General features: G+C 68.0%; 16 protein-coding genes. 10 read left to right on the top strand and 6 right to left on the bottom strand.

Going from position 1 to position 17,425, the window contains the following annotated elements; all coding sequences use genetic code 11:
- The gene (locus tag AB6807_RS00780; RefSeq protein WP_371083154.1) at positions 1-957 is read right to left on the bottom strand and encodes a LysR family transcriptional regulator; all 957 of its coding nucleotides are present in this window, start codon (positions 955-957) and stop codon (positions 1-3) included.
- A gap of 108 nt (positions 958-1,065) precedes the next feature.
- Between AB6807_RS00780 and AB6807_RS00775 the strand changes: the two genes are divergently transcribed.
- Together AB6807_RS00775 and AB6807_RS00770 are read left to right on the top strand one after the other, a co-directional pair.
- The gene (locus tag AB6807_RS00775) at positions 1,066-2,421 is read left to right on the top strand and encodes an aspartate aminotransferase family protein (protein ID WP_116908130.1); all 1,356 of its coding nucleotides are present in this window, start codon (positions 1,066-1,068) and stop codon (positions 2,419-2,421) included.
- Between the two features lie 82 nt (positions 2,422-2,503).
- On the top strand, positions 2,504-3,940 hold the full coding sequence (locus tag AB6807_RS00770) for an MFS transporter (RefSeq protein ID WP_371083153.1): 1,437 nt from the start codon (positions 2,504-2,506) through the stop codon (positions 3,938-3,940).
- Positions 3,941-3,977: 37 nt separating this feature from the next.
- On the opposite strand, the gene AB6807_RS00765 is transcribed toward AB6807_RS00770, so the two are convergent.
- Positions 3,978-5,279, bottom strand: a complete 1,302-nt coding sequence (locus AB6807_RS00765; RefSeq protein WP_371083152.1) for an SUMF1/EgtB/PvdO family nonheme iron enzyme — start codon at positions 5,277-5,279, stop codon at positions 3,978-3,980.
- Between the two features lie 173 nt (positions 5,280-5,452).
- Between AB6807_RS00765 and AB6807_RS00760 the strand changes: the two genes are divergently transcribed.
- The 3 genes from AB6807_RS00760 to AB6807_RS00750 all read left to right on the top strand — a co-directional run bounded on the left by AB6807_RS00760 (position 5,453) and on the right by AB6807_RS00750 (position 8,138).
- Positions 5,453-5,992 carry a TRAP transporter small permease subunit gene (locus tag AB6807_RS00760; RefSeq protein ID WP_116908133.1) on the top strand — a complete coding sequence of 180 codons (540 nt, stop codon included), beginning with the start codon at positions 5,453-5,455 and terminating at the stop codon, positions 5,990-5,992.
- 77 nt (positions 5,993-6,069) lie between these two features.
- Positions 6,070-7,626 (top strand): TRAP transporter large permease subunit, encoded by a 1,557-nt coding sequence (locus AB6807_RS00755; protein ID WP_371083151.1) that lies wholly within the window; start codon positions 6,070-6,072, stop codon positions 7,624-7,626.
- The gene (locus tag AB6807_RS00750) at positions 7,623-8,138 is read left to right on the top strand and encodes a hypothetical protein (RefSeq protein WP_371083150.1); all 516 of its coding nucleotides are present in this window, start codon (positions 7,623-7,625) and stop codon (positions 8,136-8,138) included. The genes AB6807_RS00755 and AB6807_RS00750 overlap by 4 nt, the downstream gene beginning before the upstream one ends.
- Before the next feature lie 100 nt (positions 8,139-8,238).
- Here AB6807_RS00750 and AB6807_RS00745 read toward each other — a convergent pair whose 3' ends face one another.
- On the bottom strand, positions 8,239-9,318 hold the full coding sequence (locus tag AB6807_RS00745; RefSeq protein WP_116908135.1) for a TRAP transporter substrate-binding protein: 1,080 nt from the start codon (positions 9,316-9,318) through the stop codon (positions 8,239-8,241).
- Between the two features lie 230 nt (positions 9,319-9,548).
- On the opposite strand from AB6807_RS00745, the gene AB6807_RS00740 reads away from it, so the two are divergent.
- The 5 genes from AB6807_RS00740 to AB6807_RS00720 all read left to right on the top strand — a co-directional run bounded on the left by AB6807_RS00740 (position 9,549) and on the right by AB6807_RS00720 (position 14,128).
- A complete protein-coding gene (locus AB6807_RS00740; RefSeq protein WP_116908136.1) occupies positions 9,549-10,703 on the top strand; it encodes an ABC transporter substrate-binding protein in 1,155 nt (384 codons plus the stop codon).
- Between the two features lie 143 nt (positions 10,704-10,846).
- Complete coding sequence (locus AB6807_RS00735) at positions 10,847-11,728, top strand: branched-chain amino acid ABC transporter permease (protein ID WP_108134767.1); 882 nt, start codon at positions 10,847-10,849, stop codon at positions 11,726-11,728.
- The gene (locus AB6807_RS00730; protein ID WP_116908137.1) at positions 11,728-12,591 is read left to right on the top strand and encodes a branched-chain amino acid ABC transporter permease; all 864 of its coding nucleotides are present in this window, start codon (positions 11,728-11,730) and stop codon (positions 12,589-12,591) included. The genes AB6807_RS00735 and AB6807_RS00730 overlap by 1 nt, the downstream gene beginning before the upstream one ends.
- Positions 12,588-13,391 (top strand): ABC transporter ATP-binding protein, encoded by an 804-nt coding sequence (locus tag AB6807_RS00725; RefSeq protein WP_116908138.1) that lies wholly within the window; start codon positions 12,588-12,590, stop codon positions 13,389-13,391. The genes AB6807_RS00730 and AB6807_RS00725 overlap by 4 nt, the downstream gene beginning before the upstream one ends.
- Positions 13,388-14,128, top strand: a complete 741-nt coding sequence (locus AB6807_RS00720; protein ID WP_371083149.1) for an ABC transporter ATP-binding protein — start codon at positions 13,388-13,390, stop codon at positions 14,126-14,128. Before AB6807_RS00725 ends, AB6807_RS00720 begins: the two co-directional genes overlap by 4 nt.
- Positions 14,129-14,272: 144 nt before the next feature.
- Here AB6807_RS00720 and dxs read toward each other — a convergent pair whose 3' ends face one another.
- The 3 genes from dxs to xseB are packed head-to-tail and all read right to left on the bottom strand — an operon-like array spanning position 14,273 to position 17,339.
- Positions 14,273-16,123 carry a 1-deoxy-D-xylulose-5-phosphate synthase gene (gene dxs / locus AB6807_RS00715; RefSeq protein WP_371083148.1) on the bottom strand — a complete coding sequence of 617 codons (1,851 nt, stop codon included), beginning with the start codon at positions 16,121-16,123 and terminating at the stop codon, positions 14,273-14,275.
- Between the two features lie 23 nt (positions 16,124-16,146).
- On the bottom strand, positions 16,147-17,076 hold the full coding sequence (locus AB6807_RS00710) for a polyprenyl synthetase family protein (protein WP_371083147.1): 930 nt from the start codon (positions 17,074-17,076) through the stop codon (positions 16,147-16,149).
- The gene (xseB, locus tag AB6807_RS00705; RefSeq protein ID WP_116908142.1) at positions 17,073-17,339 is read right to left on the bottom strand and encodes an exodeoxyribonuclease VII small subunit; all 267 of its coding nucleotides are present in this window, start codon (positions 17,337-17,339) and stop codon (positions 17,073-17,075) included. The genes AB6807_RS00710 and xseB overlap by 4 nt, the downstream gene beginning before the upstream one ends.
- Positions 17,340-17,425: the final 86 nt, after the last annotated feature.

Raw genomic sequence — 17,425 nt, 5'->3', positions numbered from 1 at the left:
CTAGCCGTGCGCCTTCTCCAGACATTCCTGAAACGCCAACACCGCCCGCGACGGCTTCGGTGACCTGCGCAGCAGGCTCACGAACCGGCACGCATAGTTGAAGCGCGCCGGCAGCACCGCCTTCATGAGCCCGCGCTGCTCGAACGCCTGCGCATAGTGGTCGGGCAGGAAGCCCAGGAACCGCCCCGAAAGAATCAGCGTGGCGATCGCCTCCTGGTCGAAGCCCGTGGCCTTGCGCGACAGCTTGGCGCGGTGGCTCAGCTCCATGTTGGGCGAGTGGTAGCCCAGCCCCGCGAAGTGATGTTCGCGCAGCTTCGCCCAGGTGAGCCTGGCGTGGCTGGCGTCGAACAGCGGATGGCCTTGGCCGCAGTACAGCAGCATGGTCTCGTCGAACAGGTCGGCGTACACCAGGCTCTTGGAGCTGCGGTGCGCCGGGATGATGCCGATCTGGAAGTTGCCCTCGAGCACCCCCTGCTCGATGGCGTTGATGGAGCCCACGTGCAGCGCCAGGCTCACCTCCGGCGCCATCTCGGTGAAACGCGCGATCGCCTGGCCGATGCGCGCCTTGGGGTTGGTGGCCGTCTTGTCGAACACCGCCACCTCCAGCTGCCCGCCCATGCGGTTGTGGATGTCGTCGATGCTGCCGCGAAAGGCATCGACCGAGGCCAGCAGGCGCAGCGTTTCGTCATACACGCGCTGCCCTTCGGCCGTGAGCGCGAAGCCCGCGCGCCCGCGACGGCACAGCACCAGGCCCAGCCGCGTTTCCAGGTCCTTCACGTGGCGGCTCACGGTGGAGGTGCCGATGTTCAGCTCCAGCTCGGCGGCCGCCATGCCGCCGCAATCGACCACGCTCTTGAACACCTTGAGCAGGCGCAGGTCCATGTCGCTGAGTTGCCCCAAAACGGCGCGGTTGCGCGGGCCGGCGGCACCGTTGCGGGGCTTTTCTTTTACTTGCATGAAGTGTCAAGTGAACATTGATATTGCGCCATTCTCCACACTGAAGGGTGTGCCAACAATCGGCGCATTCCATCAGCCCCTCGGAGCCCGCCCCGCGCGGGAATCGCCATGACACTCGCCGCCCCCGCCATCGACCCCACGCCCGCCGTGCGCACCGACGCCGCCTGGCTCGACGCGCACTGGATGCCCTACACCGGCAACCGCAACTTCAAGGCCGATCCGCGGATCATCGTGGAGGCCAAGGGTGCGTACTTCACCGACGTGGACGGGCGCAAGATCTTCGACGGCCTCTCCGGCCTGTGGTGCTCGGGCCTGGGCCACGGCCGCCCCGAGATCACCGAGGCGGTGAGCCGCCAGATCGCCAAGCTCGACTACTCGCCCGCCTTCCAGTTCGGCCACCCCGCCTCGTTCGAGCTGGCCAACAAGATCAAGGAACTCACGCCCGCCGGGCTGGACTACGTGTTCTTCACCGGCTCGGGCTCCGAAGCCGCCGACACCTCGCTGAAGATGGCGCGCGCCTACTGGCGCACCAAGGGCCAGGCCAGCAAGACCCGCCTGATCGGCCGCGAGAAGGGCTACCACGGCGTGAACTACGGCGGCATCTCGGTGGGCGGCATCGGCGCCAACCGCAAGCTCTTCGGCCAGGGCGTGGAAGCCGACCACCTGCCGCACACGCAGCTCGCGTCCAACGCCTTCACGCGCGGCATGGCCGAGCACGGCGCCGAGCTGGCCGACCGCCTGCTCGACCTCATTGCGCTGCACGACGCGTCGAACATCGCGGCCGTCATCGTGGAGCCCTTCTCGGGTTCGGCCGGCGTGGTGATCCCGCCCAAGGGCTACCTGAAGCGCCTGCGCGACATCTGCACGGCCAACAACATCCTGCTGATCTTCGACGAGGTCATCACCGGCTTCGGCCGCTGCGGCGCGCTCACGGGCGCGGAAGCCTTCGGCGTGACGCCCGACATCATGAACATCGCCAAGCAGGTGACCAACGGCGCGCAGCCGCTGGGCGCGGTGGTGGCCAGCAAGGAGATCTACGACACCTTCATGGCCGCCGGCGGCGCCGACTACATGCTGGAGTTTCCGCACGGCTACACCTACGGCGCGCACCCGGTGGCCTGCGCCGCCGGCATCGCGGCGCTCGACGTGCTGCAGAAGGAAGACATGGTCGGCCGCGTGCAGGCGCTGGCCCCGCACTTCGAGAACGCGGTGCACAGCCTGAAGGGCAGCAAGCACGTGACGGACATCCGCAACTACGGCCTGGCCGCCGGCCTGACCATTGCGCCGCTGCCGGGCGAGCCCGCCCGCCGCCCGTACGAGATCGCGATGAACTGCTGGAAGAAGGGCTTCTACGTGCGCTACGGCGGCGACACCATCCAGCTGGCGCCGCCCTTCATCTCGGAGAAGGCAGAGATCGACCGCATGGTGAACGCGCTGGCCGACGCGCTGGCCGAGACGGCCTGACCCTGGTGTTCCCCGGACCGCGGCTTCATCGAAGCCCCGGTCCTACAGGTGGCTCGCGGGCCGCCTTCCCATAATCGTCGGCATGACGGTACTGCGCAGCGACATCCCCGCCCGCCTGGACCGCCTGCCGTGGTCGCGCTGGCATTGGCGCGTGGTGATCGCGCTGGGCGTGGCCTGGGTGCTCGACGGCCTGGAGGTCACGCTGGTGGGCTCCATCGGCGCCGTGCTCGAGCGGCCCGACACGCTCGGGCTCACGGCCGGCGAGATCGGCCTCTCGGGCTCGGTGTATGTGGCGGGCGCGGTCATCGGCGCCCTGCTCTTCGGCCGGCTCACCGACCGGCTCGGCCGCAAGAAGCTGTTCCTGGTCACGCTGGTGGTCTACACCATCGGCACGCTGGCCACGGCCTTCTCCCCCAACTTCGCCTTCTTCGCGCTGTGCCGCTTCGTCACGGGGCTGGGCATCGGCGGCGAATACGCGGCCATCAACTCGGCCATCGACGAGCTGATTCCGGCGCGCGTGCGCGGACGCGTGAACCTGGCGATCAACGGCAGCTTCTGGATCGGCGCGGCGCTGGGCGCGGCGCTGAGCCTGGTGCTGCTCGACGCGCGCGTCATCGGCCCGGTGTGGGGCTGGCGCGCGGGCTTCGCGCTGGGCGGGGTGCTGGCGGTGGCCATCCTGCTGGTGCGGCGCGACGTGCCCGAGAGCCCGCGCTGGCTCATCGCGCACGGGCGCGCCGACGAGGCCAGGCGCATCGTCGAGCAGATCGAGGCCGAGGTCGAAGCGCAGCACGGCCCGCTGCCGGCGCCGCAGGGCCATGTCACGTACACCGACGCGCGCCAGACCAGCCCGTCGATGCGCGAGGTGGCGCGCGTGCTGTTCAGCCGCTACCGGCAGCGCAGCGCGGTGGCGCTGGCGCTGATGGTGTCGCAGGCCTTCTTCTACAACGCCATCTTCTTCACCTACGCGTTGGTGCTCACGCGCTTCTATGCGGTGCCCGAGGCCAGCGTGGCGTTCTATATCTTCCCGTTCGCGCTGGGCAATGTGCTGGGGCCGCTGCTGCTGGGGCCGCTGTTCGACAGCCTGGGCCGGCGCAAGATGATCGCGCTGACCTATGTGCTCGCGGGCATCGGCCTGGCCATCACCGGCTGGGCCTTCATGATGGGCTGGCTCGACGCGCGCAGCCAGGCGCTGTGCTGGTCGGCGGTGTTCTTCCTGGCGTCGGCGGCGGCCAGCTCGGCCTACCTCACGGTGAGCGAGGTGTTTCCGCTGGAGATGCGTGCGATGGCCATCGCCATCTTCTATGCGGTGGGCATGGGCGCGGGCGGCTTCGCGGCGCCGCTGCTGTTCGGCCTGTTGATAGAAACCGGCAGCCGCGGCGCGGTGATGGTGGGCTACGGCATCGGCGCCGTGCTGGTCATCGTGGCGGGGCTGCTGGCCTTGCGCTATGCGGCAGACGCGGAGCGCAAGCCGCTGGAAGAAGTGGCGCCGCCGCTGGCCACTGAAGGCGGCGGGCGCTGAGCCTCTGCCCTGCCGGCCCTGCCCCCTGGTCTCCGCGCTAGAGCGCGCAGGTGCGGAAACCGAAGAAGCCGTCGTCCCGCTCCGGCAATGCGAAGCCGCGGCGCCGGGGCGAACGCAGCCGCGCACGCGTCGCGAAAGACGCACCGCGCAGCACGCGCGCCTTGCCGAACGCCGCCGCCGGATCGAACTCGCTGCCCGCGCTCCACGGATCGGCCCGGTAGCCGGGCCAGGGCTGCAGCGTGCCGGCCGTCCATTCGTGCACGTCGGCCCAGCGAAAGCCGCGGCGCGCGGCGGTGTGCGCGGCAATTTCCCATTCGACCTCGGTCGCGATGCGCCGGCCGGCCCAGCGCGCCCACGCATCGGCCTCCCACCAGCTCAGGTGCACGGCGCTGTGGTGGCCGGCCGCGCGCACGGTCGCGCCGAAGCGCTGCTGCAGCACCGAGCCGCCGCTGCCGTTGCGCGCCACGCCGATCTGCTCGACATGCCGCGGCCCGCGCCGCCCCTCGACCTGCGCGGCCAGCCAGCGCCAGCCCTGGCCGTGCCACAGCTCCTCGCGGTCGTAGCCGCCGTCGTCGACGAACTCGATGAACTGGCTCCAGGTGATGGGCTGCGCGTCGATCTCGAACTCGGGCACGTCCACCCGGTGCGCCGCGCGCTCCTGCGCGAAGGCGAAGCCGCTGTCGGGCAGCCCCAGCTCCCAGCGCGTGGCGGGCAGCAGCAACGGTTCACGCGTGACGGCCACGGGCGCCTGCTCGATGCCCAGGGGCAGCCCCAGCGTCTGCGCCATCACCACGAACTGCTCGCCGCGCAGGTCTTCGTGGAACAGCGCCAGGCGGTAGAAGTACAGGCCGGCGTCGGTCTCGGCCGCGTGCTCGAGCAGCTCCAGCGTGCTCTCCAGCGTTTCCAGCAGGTAGGCCTTGGTCTGGGCAAGGTCGGGCAGGCTGGGCGACCAGCACTGGCCGGGCGCGCTCTGCGCCGGGTTCCACCAGCCGTCGGCGCCGGGGTCGATGGCCGCCAGCCGCGTGGGCCGCACGGGGCAGTCGACACCGAAGGCGCGCTGCGTGTTGCGCCCGATCCACCATTCGGCGAACCAGCCGATGTGCCCGGCCAGCCACACCGGGGGCACCACGCCTTCTTCTTCAGGCACCGGCGGCACCGAGAGCGCCTCGACGCCCAGCGCCTGCTCGTAGAGCGACAGCAGGTGCAGCGTGTGGTTGCGGGCGTCGATGAGGGCCAGCGACAGCAGCTCTCGGCCCGCGCGGCTCATGTCGGGGGAATCGATCGAATGGGGCAGGCCCGTGGCACCCGAAGGCGTCGAAGGCGGAAGGCGCGAAGACATGGGAGATTATGGCGACGAGGCTCGCATGCGGGGGCTCGAAAAGGCCGGGGCTACCGGGTAAACCCCGTCTGTGTAGCAAGGCAATACAAAGGTTCACCGCGGTAACATCCGCGGCTTTGCGCAGCCCCCACCAGGGGCCGGCGCTTCACCTTGGGCTTCGTGGGAGACACCCCTTGTCTGCATTCCTCAAGTTCGCGACCGGCATGGACTGGGTCAGCGAAAAACTCGGCAAGATCGCCGGCTACGCCGTCCTCGGCGCATCGCTCATCTCGGCCGGCAACGCACTCATTCGCTACGGGCTCGACTTCAGCAAGAACTCCTGGCTCGAGATCCAGTGGTACCTGTTCGCCGCCACCGTGATGCTCGGCGCGCCCGTGGTGCTTCGCTTCAACGAGCATGTGCGCGTGGACATCATCTACGGCAAGCTGAAGGGCTACGGGCCGGTGTATGTCGACCTGTTCGGCCTCACCTTCTTCCTGCTGCCGGTGATGGGGCTCTTCACCTACCTCACCTGGCCCTTCTTCTGGAACATGTGGGTCACGGGCGAGATGTCGGGCAACATCGGCGGCCTCATTCGCTGGCCCGCCGCACTGCTGATGCCCGTGGGCTTCGCGGCGATGTTCCTGCAGGGCGTTTCGGAAATCATCAAGCGCATTGCCTACCTGCGCGGCCTGATCACCATGGACACGCATTACGAGAAGCCGGTGCAGTAAGGGCGCCTCGCTCCTTCCGCTCTCTCCGGTTTTCCGCTCCCCAAGGCCCGCCCCTTTCGCACCGCAGGTAAGTCGCAATGCACATGGAAAATTTCGCCCCGATCATGTTCGCGGGGCTCGTGGTGATCATGCTGATCGGCTTTCCGGTCGCGTTCTCGCTCTCGGCCCTGGGCCTGATCTGCGGCTTCTTCGCGATCGAGATGGGCTGGTTCCCGGCCGGCTTCATGGCCAACCTGCCGCTGAACGTGTTCGGCATTTTGTCGAACGAAACGCTGCTGGCCATTCCGTTCTTCACATTGATGGGAGCCGTACTGGAGAAATGCGGGCTGGCCGAGGACATGCTCGACTCCATGGGCCAGCTCTTCGGCCCCGTGCGCGGCGGCCTGGGCTACTCGGTGATCATCGTGGGCTTCATCCTCGGGGCCATCACCGGCACGGTGGCCGGCCAGGTGATCGCCATGGCCATGATCTCGCTGCCGATCATGATGCGCTACGGCTACGACATGCGCTACTCGACCGGCGTGCTCGCCGCCTCGGGCACCATCACGCAGCTGGTGCCGCCCTCGCTGGTGCTGATCGTCATGGCCGACCAGCTCGGTACCGACGTGGGCCAGATGTACAAGGGCGCGTGGGGTCCGTCGATCCTGCAGGTGATCATCTTCGCGATCTACACCTTCATGGTCGGGCGCATTCGCCCGCACTACGTGCCGGGCCTGCCGGCCAGCGCGCGCACGCTGCACGGCTGGGCGCTGTGGGGCAAGTGCCTGCGCGGCATCATCCCCTCGGCCATCCTGATCTTCGCGGTGCTCGGCTCCATGGGCGGCCTGCCCTTCATGGACAAGGCCATCGCCACGCCGACCGAGGCCGGCGCCATGGGCGCGGTGGGCTCGCTCATCCTCGCGCTGATCCACCGGCGCCTGAACTGGCAGCTCATGAAAGACGCCATGGAAGGCACCATGCGCCTCACGGCGATGGTGGTGTTCATCCTGATCGGCTCGCGCGTGTTCTCGCTGGTGTTCCAGGGCGTGGACGGCGCCAAGTGGATCGAGCACATGCTCTCGGGCCTGCCCGGCGGGCAGGTGGGCTTCCTGATCGCGGTGAACATCTTCGTGTTCTTCCTGGCGTTCTTCCTCGACTTCTTCGAGATCGCCTTCATCATCCTGCCGCTGCTGGGGCCGGTGGCCCACAAGCTGGGCATCGACATGGTGTGGTTCGGCGTGCTGCTGTGCGTGAACATGCAGACCTCGTTCATGCACCCGCCGTTCGGCTTCGCGCTGTTCTATTTGCGGGGCATTGCCGACACCCTCTTCAAGAACGGGGCGCTGCCGAAGAAGGTGGAGTCCCGCGACATCTACCTGGGCGCGGTGCCGTGGGTGGCGATGCAGCTGCTGCTGGTGGCCATCGTGATCTTCTTCCCGCAGACCGTGACCGTGTTCCTCGAGAAGGAAAAGGTCGTCGACATCGACAAGGTCAACCTCGACATGCCTGCCGACGCCGAGCCCCCGCCCGCGCCCGACAGCAACGGCGTGAACATGGAAGACCCGTTCGGCAACAGCAAGAAGGACGAGGCGCCGACGTCCGAGCCTGCGCCAGAGCCCGCGCCGCCGGCCGCCAGCGAAGCCACCAAGCCGTGAGCGAACACGCCACGGAGAGCGCCACCGAGCACGCCACGAAGGGCGCCACGGAAGGCGCCGCCTTCCCTCCCCTGCTGCGCACGCTGGCGGTGGTGCTGGTGGTCGACCTCTTCGCATTCGGCATCTGGAGCCTGCCGTCGCTGCGCACGGCCGAATGGACGACCAGCGCGCTGGTGGTGATGGCCATTGCGGCGCTGTGCGTGGTGTGGGTCGGCTACTGGATCGTCTACAGCCGCACCCGGCTCGAAGGCGACGAGCTGGTGCAGACCTGGCTGTGGGACAAGCGCGTGAAGGCGCAAGACGTGGCGCAGCTCAAGCTGGTGCACATCCGCATGCTCGAGCGGCTGATTGCGCCGCGGCTGCTGGTGCGCCGTCGCATGGGCGGCATCACCTGGTTCCACGCCTACGACCCGCAGGTGCTGATCGCGTTCGGGCAGCGCGTGGCGGAGCTTGCAGTGCCTTCTTCTTCGCCTGTCGCCGCGCCTGCTGAAGCGCCTGCTGAAGCGCGGTAGTCGGCTCTGTTCGGGGCGCGTGAACAGGCAGGCCCCAAGGCACAAGTAAAAAAGCCCCGCCGAAACCGGCGAGGCCTTTGAATCGCGAAAGACGCGACGCTTACAGCTTCTGCTGCTGCATGAAGCGGTCGAACGTGCCTTCGGTGTAGCGGAACCAGGCGTTCTGGTCGGCCAGGAATTTCGACCAGTCGCCGTAGATCTTCTTCCACTCGGGGTTGGTGTTGTTCAGGTCCGAGTAGATCTGCTGGGCCGACTTGAAGGCCGCGTTCATCACGTCCTGCGAGAACGGACGCAGCTTGGTGCCCGAGCCCACGAGCTGCTTCAGCGCGATCGGGTTCTTGGCGTCGTACTTGGCCGTCATCGTGATGTTGGCGTGCGCGGCAGCGGCCTCCACGATGGCCTTGTACTCGGCCGACAGGCCTTCCCATGCCTTGGTGTTGATGTAGAAGTCGAGCTCGGGGCCGCCTTCCCACCAGCCCGGGTAGTAGTAGAACGGCGCGATCTTGTTGAAGCCCAGCTTCTGGTCGTCGTACGGGCCGACCCACTCCAGGCCGTCGAGCGTGCCCTTTTCGAGCGCCGGGTACAGGTCGGCGCCGGGAATCGACTGTGGAATCACGCCGAAGGGCTCCAGCACCTTGCCCGCGAACGGGTTGGTGCGGAACTTCAGGCCCTTCAGGTCGGCGACCGACTTGATTTCCTTGCGGAACCAGCCGCCCATCTGCGCGCCCGTGTTGCCGCCCGGCAGGTTGATGATGTTGTACTTGGCGTAGAAGGCGCGCATCAGCTTCAGGCCGTTGCCTTCGTACATCCATGCGTTCTGCTGGCGCGTGTTCATGCCGAAGGGCACGGCGCAGCCCAGGCAGAAGGTCGGGTCCTTGCCGTAGAAATAGTACGGGGCCGTGTGGGCCATCTCAACCGAGGCGTTCTGCACGCCGTCCACCACGCCGAACGCGGGCATCAGCTCGCCGCCCGCATGCACCGAGATCTGGAACTTGCCGCCCGTCATGTCGCTGACGCTCTTCGCGAACACCTCGGCGGTGCCGAAGATGGTGTCCAGCGACTTGGGAAAGCTCGACGCCAGGCGCCAGCGAACGGTGGCCTGGGCATGAACCGCGGGTGCGATGCCGGCAGCCAGAACGCCCGCGATGCCGGCGTTTTTGATGAGGGAACGACGATCCATTGATAGCTCTCCGAGTTCTTGGAAAAAACGAAACGCGGCTTGTGACCGCGTTGGGGACTTTTGTATAAGCCGGGGCGATTGTAAAAACGCACTTACAGCCTCCGGCGGGGGTTTACCCTGCGCCGCGCATCATGCGTTCCGGCAGCGTGCGGGAGGGTCGGGCAGACGAGGCATAAAATGTTAAATCGCCTTACATCCCTTCTGACAACGTCCGACGACGGCATCCAAACATGAGACTCCCTACTTCCTTCAAGCCCGCACTGCTCGCGTTCGCCGCGGCCACCGCTTTCGGCGCGCAAGCGGCCGACATCAAGATCGGCGTCGCCGCCGCCCTGTCCGGCGGTGCCGCGCAGTACGGCTCGGCCATCCGCAACGGCTTCCAGCTGGCGGCCGATGAAATCAACGCCGCCGGCGGCATCAACGGCGACAAGATCGTGCTCGCCATCGAGGACGAGCAAGGCAAGAAGGAAGACGCCATCAACGTCTTCAAGAAGCTCATCTTCCAGGACAAGGTCCTGATGACCTTCGGCCCCACGCTGTCGAACTCGGCCCAGGCGGCCGACCCGATCGCGCAGGCCGCGAAGACCGTGGCCTTCGGCACCTCGAACACCGCGGACGGCATCACCTCCATCGGCGACTACGTGTTCCGCAACTCGGTGACCGAAGCCGACGTGCTGCCCGAGACGCTGCGCGTGGCCATCAAGCACGCCAACGTGAAGAAGGTCGCGGTGCTGTACGGCAACGACGACGTGTTCACCAAGAGCGGCTACGACAACTTCAAGAAGGCGCTCGAAGACCTCAAGCTGCCCGTGACCACGACCGAGACCTTCGCCAAGGGCGACGTCGACTTCAAGGCCCAGCTCACCAAGATCAAGGCCACCAACCCCGACGCCATCGTGCTGTCGGCCCTGCTGGCCGAAGGCGCTCCGGTGATGGTGCAGGCCCGCCAGCTCGGCCTGAACGTGCCGATCATCGGCGGCAACGGCATGAACTCGACCAAGATCTTCGAACTGGCCAAGGGCAGCTCGGACAACCTGTACGTCGGCAGCCCCTGGTCGGCCAGCAACGCCACGCCAGAGAACACCAAGTTCCAGAAGGCCTACAACGACAAGTTCAAGGCCGCGCCCGACCAGTTTGCCGCGCAGGCCTACGACGGCCTGTACGTGGTGGCCCAGGCCCTGAAGGGCGTGAAGCTCTCGGGCAACCTGGCCGCCGACCGCACCGCCCTGCGCGACGCGCTGCCCAACGTGAAGTGGACCGGTGCCACCGGCGCCTTCACCTTCGCGCGCGCCAAGGACAAGGCCGGCAAGCCCGCCGGCTACGACGCGCAGCAGCAAGCCATCGTGAGCGTCACGAAGGGCACCGCGTTCGTGATTGAGAAGTAAGCAAGACCCGTCTTGCCGCTTCGATGGCGGGCCGCGGGGCCCGCCATGACTCTCGCTTCTGGCGCAGGACTGTCGACTGCGCCGTTTTCTTTTTTGATTTGCCGCAACGGCCTTCGTGCGTTGCGGCCTGACGGAAGCCCATCGTGCTCGATCAGCAGCTTGTCAACGCCTTGTCGCTGGGGTGCGTCTACGCACTCTTCGCGCTCGGCTTCACACTCATCTTCGGCGTGCTCGGCGTCATCAACCTCTCGCACGGCGCGGTGTTCATGGTGGGCGCATATGCGGCCGCCGAGTTCATGCGCGTGTCGGGCATGCCCCTGTGGGTCGGCCTGCCGTTCGCGTTCGCGTTCTGCGGCGTGCTCGGCTTCCTGGTCGACGTGCTGGTGCTCAAGCCGCTGCGCAAGCGCAACGCACCCCACCTGATTCCGATGATCGCCACCATCGGCGTGGCCATCATCCTGAACAACGGCATCCAGGGCATCTTCGGCGCGGAAAACCTGCGCTTCCCGCCCGGCACCATTCCCGACGACGCGCTGGTGTTCGCCGGCATCCACGTCACCGTGCTCGAGCTGGGCATCGTGCTGGCGTCGTTCGTGCTCATGGGCGTGCTGATGCTGTCGCTGCAGCGCACGCAGCTGGGCCGCGCGCTGCGCGCCATCGCCGAGTCACCCAAGGCGGCGTACCTGGTGGGCGTGAACGTCGAGGGACTGTTCTACCTGACCTCGTTCGTGGCCGCCGGCCTGGGCGGCGTGGCGGGCGTGCTGATCGGCCTGTACTCGAACGCGCTCTTCCCGCTGATGGGCCAGCCGATGCTTGAGAAGGGCATCGCGGTCATCATCCTGGGCGGCATGGGCGACATCCGCGGGGCGCTGCTGGGCGGCCTGTTCCTCGGCTTCGCCGAGGTGCTGTCGGTGGCCTACGTGGGCTCCAACATGCGCGACGCGGTGGCCTTCGGCCTGCTGTTCCTCGTGCTGCTGGTGCGCCCGAAGGGCCTGTTCGGCTCACTCAAGGAGCGCAAGGTCTGATGGAAGCGCTCGACAACTTCTGGTCGGTCTACAGCAACCTGGTGCTCTCGCTGGGCATCAACGCGCTGCTGGCACTCTCGATCTGGCTCACGCTGGCCTGCGGCATGCTCGCGCTGGCCAACGCGGCCTTCATGGGCATCGGCGCGTACACCGCGTCGATCCTCACGCTGAACTACGGCGTGCCCTTCCCGGTGGCCATTGCCGCGGGCATGGCGGCGCCGGCGCTGGTGGCCTTCATCATCGGCAAGCCGACGCTGCGGCTTTCGGGCGTGTACCTTGCCATGGCCACGCTGGCCTTCGGCGAGGTGGTGCGCATCGCCATCCTGAACACCGAGTCGCTCACGGGCGGCGCGCTGGGGCTGAACGGCATTCCGCAATCCACCCAGTGGTGGCACGTGGCGCTGGCGTTGGTGCTGGTGCTGCTGGTGCTGTGGCGCGTGCGCCGCTCCAAGGTGGGCCGCGCCTTCGAGGCCATCAAGGAAGACGAGACCGCCGCCGGCCTCATGGGCATCGACGTGGCGGGCCACAAGATGCTGGCCTTCGTGCTGGGCGGCGCCATCGCCGGCCTGGCGGGCACGCTGAACGCGCACCTGACCTTCTTCATCGGCCCGGCCGAGTACGGCTTCAACCGCGCGGTCGACATCCTGACGATGGCGATCCTGGGCGGCATCGGCGGCCTCACCGGCCCGGTGCTGGGCGGCACCATTCTCACGCTGCTGCCCGAGATGCTGCGCGGGCTGGGCGCCTTCCGGCTGGTGGTGAACGGTTTCATCCTGGTGCTGATCGTGCTGTTCCTGCCCAAGGGCATCTGGGACCCGGCGCGCATCCGCCAGTGGTTCGGCCGCAAGGGGAGCGCAGCATGAGCGACCAGACACTTTTGACATTGAAGAACGTGTCGCGGCACTTCGGCGGGCTCAAGGTCCTGCAGGACGTGAACCTCGACATTCCCAAGGGCGGCATCTTCGGGCTCATCGGCCCGAACGGCGCCGGCAAGACGACGGTGTTCAACCTGATCACCGGGCTGCTGCCGACCACCAGCGGCACCATCCATTTCGAGGGCCAGGACCTGGCGGGCCGCAAGCCCTTCCAGATCACGCGCGGTGGCATCGCGCGCACCTTCCAGAACATCCGCATCTTCAAGGAGATGTCGCTGCTGGAGAACGTCACCGTGGGCATGGACGCCAAGCTGCGCTACGGCCCCTTCGGCCTGCTGGCCGGCTCGGGCCTGTTCCGCAGCGAGGAAAAGCGCGCGCGCGACCGTGCGCGCGAACTGCTCAGCTGGGTCAAGCTCGACCACAAGGCCAACGACGTGGCCGACAACCTCTCGTACGGCGACCAGCGCAAGCTGGAGCTGGCGCGCGCGCTGGCCACCGAGCCCAAGCTGCTGCTGCTCGACGAACCCGTCGCCGGCATGAACAGCACCGAGAAGAGCGAGCTGATGGTCGAAATCGAGAACATCGCGCAGCGCGGTTTCACGGTGTTCATGATCGAGCACGACATGCGCTTCGTGATGGGGCTGTGCGAGCAGATCGCGGTGCTGAACTTCGGGCGCATCATCGCGCGCGGCGGGCCGGACCAGATCCGCAACGACCCGCAGGTGATCGAGGCCTACCTCGGCCGCGAAGACGACGAAGCCACGAACGACCAGGAGGCCGCAGCATGAGCGCGGCGACGATGACGACGACCACCCCCTTGCTGAAGGTGCAGGACCTGAAGGTGTCCTTCGGCCACGTCGAGGCCGTGAAGGGCATCGACTTCGAGCTGCACGAAGGGCAGATCACCACGCTGGTGGGCGCCAACGGCGCCGGCAAGTCGACCACGCTGCTGGCGCTGTCGGGGCTGGTGAAGAAGACCGCCGGGCGCGTGACCTTCGCGGGCCAGGACATCACCGGCCTGTCGCCGCACAAGATCGTGGCCGGCGGCGTGGTGCAGGTGGCCGAAGGCCGCGCCACGCTGACCACGCTCACGGTGCGCGACAACCTGGAGCTGGGCGCCTACACGCGGCGCGACGGCGCGGCCGCGCGCGCGGCCGACCTGGAGCGCATCTACACGCTGTTCCCGGTGCTGAAGGACCGGGCCGACGGGCTGGCGGGCAACCTGTCGGGCGGCGAGCAGCAGATGCTGGCCATCGGCCGTGCATTGATGGCCAAGCCGCGCGTGCTGCTGCTGGACGAGCCCTCGATGGGCCTGGCGCCGATCATCGTGCAGGACATCTTCCGCACGCTGCGCGAGATCAACAAGCAGGGGCTGACGATCTTCCTGGTGGAGCAGAACGTGCGCCAGGCGCTGAAGATCGCGGACCGGGCCTATGTGATCGAGACGGGATCGATCGTGCTGTCGGGAACGGGGCGCGAGCTGCTGGGCAACCCGAAGGTGCAGGACGCGTACCTGGGCAGCTGAGCAGGCTGTCTTTTCTTTCTCCCTCCCCCGCTAGGGGAGGGTCGGGGTGGGGGCACGGCGGCGTTTGAACCGCGTCGGCGCATCGAGCGCCGCTTGCCCCCATCCCAGCCTTCCCCCAGAGGGGGAAGGAGCCATACCGGAAACTCAGGCGCGGCCGAAGCGGTCGGCGATGGACTTCTCGATGCCTGCCGCGTCGAGCCCGATGCCCGACAGCAGCTTCGCCGGATCGCCATGCTCGATGAACACGTCAGGCAGGCCCAGCTGGAGCACCGGCTTCTGCACATTCGAGGCCTGCAGCGCCTCGAGCACCGCGCTGCCCGCGCCGCCCATGACGGCGCCCTCTTCCAGCGTGACGAACGCATCGTGCGTGGCCGCGACCTTCAGCAGCAACTCGACGTCCAGCGGCTTGGCCCAGCGCATGTTGACCACCGTGGCGTCGAGCGACTCGGCCGCCGCGAGCGCGGGGTACAGCAGCGTGCCGAACGCCAGGATCACGATGCGCTTGCCTTCGCGGCGCACCTCGCCCTTGCCGAAGGGCAATGCGTCGAGCGTGAGATGCGGCGCCACGCCGGCACCCGCGCCGCGCGGGTAGCGCACCGCCACCGGGTGGCTCTGCTCGTAGGCGCTGGTCAGCAACTGGCGGCATTCGCGCTCGTCAGCCGGGCACGCGATGCTCATGTTCGGAATGCAGCGCAGGAACGGAACGTCGTACGCACCCGCGTGCGTCGCGCCGTCGGCGCCCACCAGGCCCGCGCGGTCGAGTGCGAACACCACCGGCAGGTTCTGGATCGCCACGTCGTGGATCAGCTGGTCGTACGCGCGCTGCAGAAAGGTCGAGTAGATCGCGACCACCGGCTTCAGCCCCTCGCAGGCCAGGCCGGCCGCGAAGGTCACGGCGTGCTGCTCGGCGATACCGACGTCGTAGTAGCGATCGGGAAAGCGCTTCTCGAACTCCACCAGCCCCGAGCCTTCGCGCATGGCGGGCGTGATGCCCACCAGCCGGCCGTCGGCGGCCGCGGTGTCGCACAGCCAGGTGCCGAACACCTGCGTGAAGGTCTGCTTGGCCACCGCGGTCGACTTCACCAGCCCCACCTGCGGATCGAACTTGCCCGGGCCGTGGTACGCCACCGGGTCGGCCTCGGCCAGCTTGTAGCCCTGGCCCTTCTTGGTCACCACGTGCAGGAACTGCGGACCGTCGAGGTGCTTCAGGTTTTCCAGCGTGGGCACCAGCGAGTCGAGGTCGTGGCCGTCGATCGGGCCCACGTAGTTGAAGCCGAACTGCTCGAACAGCGTGGCCGGCACGACCATGCCCTTGGCATGCTGCTCCAGGCGCTTGGCCAGCTCGAACAGCGGCGGCGCGTTGCGCAGCACGCTCTTGCCCACGTTCTTGGCGGCGGCGTAGAAGTTGCCGCTCATCAGCTGCGCGAGGTAGCGGTTGAGCGCGCCCACCGGCGGGCTGATCGACATGTCGTTGTCGTTCAGGATGACCAGCAGCTTGCAGTCGCACACGCCGGCGTTGTTCAGCGCCTCGAAGGCCATGCCGGCCGTGAGCGCGCCGTCGCCGATGATGGCCACGGTATGGCGGTCTTCGCCCTTCTGCTTGGCGCCCATGGCCATGCCCAGCGCGGCCGAGATGCTGGTCGACGAGTGGGCGGTGCCGAAGGTGTCGTACTCGCTCTCGGTGCGCTGCGGAAAGCCGGAGATGCCGCCGATCTGGCGCAGCGTGGGCATGCGCTCGCGCCGGCCCGTGAGGATCTTGTGCGGGTAGGTCTGGTGGCCCACGTCCCACACCAGGCGGTCGTGCGGCGTGTTGAACACGTGGTGCAGCGCCACGGTGAGTTCGACCGTGCCCAGGTTCGAGCTCAGGTGGCCGCCGGTGCGCGAGACGTTGTCGAGCACGCAGGCGCGCACCTCGTCGGACAGCTGGCGCAGCTGGGCCCGGTCGTACTTGCGGATCGGCGCGGGGTCGTGGAGTGTGGGAAGCAACGGAGCCATGGGGTGGTGTGTTCTTTTCTCTCTCAGCGGTCGCGGTCGACCACCATGTGGGCCAGTGCGCGCAGGGCCGCGGTGTCGGCCAGGCCGCTGCGTTCGAGCGCGGCGAGCGCGTCGGCCAGCAGTTGCCGGGCCTGTGCGCGCGCACCGTCGAGGCCCAGCAGCGAAACATAGGTGGGCTTGTCGGCCGCGGCGTCCTTGCCGGCGGTCTTGCCCAGGGTTTGCGAATCGGCGACCACGTCGAGGATGTCGTCCACCACCTGGAAGGCCAGGCCGATGGCCGCACCGTAGTCGCGCAGCGCGGCCAGCGCCGCGAGGCTGACCGGCCCGCAGGCCGCGCCCATCTCCACGCTGCCCTGCAGCAGCGCGCCGGTCTTCAGGCGGTGCATTTCGCGCAGCTGCGCTTCGTTCAGCGCGATGCCCACGCTGGCCAGGTCGATGGCCTGGCCGCCGGCCATGCCCTGGCTGCCCGCGGCGCGCGCGAGCAGGCGGCACAGCAGGGCCTGCATGGCGGCGGGCACCTCGTCGCCTTCGGGCGTGAGCAACTCGAAGGCCAGTGCCTGCAGCGCGTCGCCGGCCAGCAGGGCGTCGGCCTCGCCGAACTTGACGTGCACCGTGGGCTTGCCGCGGCGCAGCACGTCGTTGTCCATGCAGGGAAGGTCGTCGTGCACCAGCGAATAGGCGTGGATCAGCTCGGTGGCGCAGGCCGCGCGCAAGGCCGCGGCGGTGTTGCCGCCCACGGCCTCGGCCGCGGCCAGCACCAGCAGGGGCCGCAGCCGCTTGCCGCCGTCGAGCACGGCGTAGCGCATGGCGTCGCCCAGCAGCACGGGCGCATCGACGCCGACCCAGCGCGACAGCGCGGCCTCGACGTTCGCGAGATGGGGTTCGTTCCAGGCGGAAAGGGTCTTGGCGTCCCAGCTGACCGCGGGCGACGGGTGGGTCGTGGCGGCGCTCATTCGGCCGTCCAGACCTTCAGGCTGCCCGCGTCGAGCACCTTGATCTGGTCTTCGACCGCCTGCAGCTTGTCGCGGCAGAAGGCGAGCAGCGCGGCGCCGCGCTGGTAGCTGCCGAGCAGCTGGTCCAGGGGCAGCTGGCCCGATTCGAGTTCCGCCACCAGTTGTTCCAGTTCCTGAAGCCCGGCTTCGTAACTGGCGGGCATCGGGCCCGTGTCGGGCGTGGCCGCCGGGCTGGACGTGGAAGGAGAAGGCACCTTGGGCATGCAAGCGAAACGTGGGTGAAACCGGGCATTTTAGGGCGCGGACCGAAACAGGCACCCCCGGGTACAATGCGAACTTCTCTCGTTGG

Source organism: Variovorax sp. RCC_210 (assembly GCF_041355175.1).
Classification (GTDB): Bacteria; Pseudomonadota; Gammaproteobacteria; order Burkholderiales; family Burkholderiaceae_C; genus Variovorax.
This window is presented reverse-complemented; position numbering and strand designations above follow the sequence as displayed.